This window comes from Weizmannia acidilactici, from assembly GCF_008974185.1.
Taxonomy (GTDB): domain Bacteria; phylum Bacillota; class Bacilli; order Bacillales; family Bacillaceae_C; genus Weizmannia; species Weizmannia acidilactici.
This window is the reverse complement of the sequence record NZ_BKZP01000071.1, coordinates 1-2709: the sequence shown is the minus strand read 5'-3', so window position 1 is coordinate 2709 and position 2709 is coordinate 1. Positions and strand designations below refer to the sequence as shown.

1 rRNA gene is annotated in these 2709 nt (G+C 55.3%); it reads left to right on the top strand.

The window, feature by feature from the left end:
- Positions 1 to 2709: ribosomal RNA gene (locus BpJC4_RS15605) — 23S ribosomal RNA — on the top strand; the annotation flags it as partial.

The window sequence follows — 2709 nt, the reverse complement described above, 5'->3', positions numbered from 1 at the left end:
ACCCGGGGAACTGAAACATCTCAGTACCCGGAGGAAGAGAAAGCAATAGCGATTTCCCAAGTAGCGGCGAGCGAACAGGAAACAGCCCAAACCGGAGGGCTTGCCCTCCGGGGTTGTAGGACACTCATATGGGAGTTACAAAAGGACGGGGTAGGCGAAGCGGCCTGGAAAGGCCTGCCGGAGAAGGTAAAAGCCCTGTAGCTGAAACTTCGTTCTCTCCCGAGTGGATCCTGAGTACGGCGGGACACGTGGAATCCCGCCGGAATCCGGGAGGACCATCTCCCAAGGCTAAATACTCCCTAGTGACCGATAGTGAACCAGTACCGTGAGGGAAAGGTGAAAAGCACCCCGGGAGGGGAGTGAAAGAGATCCTGAAACCGTGTGCCTACAAGTAGTCAGAGCCCATTTACGGGTGATGGCGTGCCTTTTGTAGAATGAACCGGCGAGTTACGGTCCCATGCGAGGTTAAGCTGAAGAGGCGGAGCCGCAGCGAAAGCGAGTCTGAACAGGGCGCATGAGTATGGGGCCGTAGACCCGAAACCAGGTGATCTACCCATGTCCAGGGTGAAGGCAAGGTAACACTTGCTGGAGGCCCGAACCCACGCACGTTGAAAAGTGCGGGGATGAGGTGTGGGTAGCGGAGAAATTCCAATCGAACTTGGAGATAGCTGGTTCTCTCCGAAATAGCTTTAGGGCTAGCCTCAAGGTAAGAGTCTTGGAGGTAGAGCACTGTTTGGACGAGGGGCCCTCATCGGGTTACCGAATTCAGACAAACTCCGAATGCCAAAGACTTATCCTTGGGAGTCAGACTGTGAGTGATAAGATCCATGGTCAAAAGGGAAACAGCCCAGACCGCCGGCTAAGGTCCCAAAGTATACGTTAAGTGGAAAAGGATGTGGAGTTGCTTAGACAACCAGGATGTTGGCTTAGAAGCAGCCACCATTCAAAGAGTGCGTAATAGCTCACTGGTCGAGTGACTCTGCGCCGAAAATGTACCGGGGCTAAACGTATCACCGAAGCTGCGGACGGACACCTGTTGGTGTCCGTGGTAGGAGAGCGTTCTAAGGGCGTTGAAGCCGGACCGGAAGGACCGGTGGAGCGCTTAGAAGTGAGAATGCCGGTATGAGTAGCGAAAGAAGGGTGGGAATCCCTTCCACCGAATGCCTAAGGTTTCCTGAGGAAGGCTCGTCCGCTCAGGGTTAGTCGGGGCCTAAGCCGAGGCCGAAAGGCGTAGGCGATGGACAACAGGTTGATATTCCTGTACCGCCTCTTCACCGTTTGAACGATGGGGGGACGCAGGAGGATAGGGCAAGCGCGACACTGGTTGTTCGCGTCCAAGCAGTTAGGCCGGCGTGGAGGCAAATCCTTCACGCCAAGGCGGAGCTGTGACGGCGAGGGAATTTAAAGTACCGAAGTTCCTGATTCCACACTGCCAAGAAAAGCCTCTAGTGAGGTGAAAGGCGCCCGTACCGCAAACCGACACAGGTAGGCGAGGAGAGAATCCTAAGGTGAGCGAGAGAACTCTCGTTAAGGAACTCGGCAAAATGACCCCGTAACTTCGGGAGAAGGGGTGCTCTTTGGGGTGCAAGCCCCGAGGAGCCGCAGTGAATAGGCCCAGGCGACTGTTTAGCAAAAACACAGGTCTCTGCGAAGCCGCAAGGCGAAGTATAGGGGCTGACACCTGCCCGGTGCTGGAAGGTTAAGGAGAGGGGTTAGCCTTTCGGGCGAAGCTCTGAACTGAAGCCCCAGTAAACGGCGGCCGTAACTATAACGGTCCTAAGGTAGCGAAATTCCTTGTCAGGTAAGTTCTGACCCGCACGAAAGGTGTAACGATCTGGGCACTGTCTCAACGAGAGACTCGGTGAAATTATAGTACCTGTGAAGATGCAGGTTACCCGCGACAGGACGGAAAGACCCCATGGAGCTTTACTGCAACCTGATATTGAATTTTGGTACAGCTTGTACAGGATAGGTAGGAGCCTTGGAAACCGGAGCGCCAGCTTCGGTGGAGGCGCCGGTGGGATACTACCCTGGCTGTATTGAAATTCTAACCCGCACCCCTTACCGGGGTGGGAGACAGTGTCAGGCGGGCAGTTTGACTGGGGCGGTCGCCTCCTAAAAGGTAACGGAGGCGCCCAAAGGTTCCCTCAGAATGGTTGGAAATCATTCGCAGAGTGTAAAGGCATAAGGGAGCTTGACTGCGAGACCTACAAGTCGAGCAGGGACGAAAGTCGGGCTTAGTGATCCGGTGGTTCCGCATGGAAGGGCCATCGCTCAACGGATAAAAGCTACCCTGGGGATAACAGGCTGATCTCCCCCAAGAGTCCACATCGACGGGGAGGTTTGGCACCTCGATGTCGGCTCATCGCATCCTGGGGCTGTAGTCGGTCCCAAGGGTTGGGCTGTTCGCCCATTAAAGCGGTACGCGAGCTGGGTTCAGAACGTCGTGAGACAGTTCGGTCCCTATCCGTCGCGGGCGCAGGAAATTTGAGAGGAGCTGTCCTTAGTACGAGAGGACCGGGATGGACGCACCGCTGGTGTACCAGTTGTCTTGCCAAAGGCACCGCTGGGTAGCTATGTGCGGAAGGGATAAGTGCTGAAAGCATCTAAGCATGAAGCCCCCCTCAAGATGAGATTTCCCACAGTTTAGCTGGTAAGATCCCTGAAAGATGATCAGGTTGATAGGTCCGGGGTGGAAGCGCGGTGACG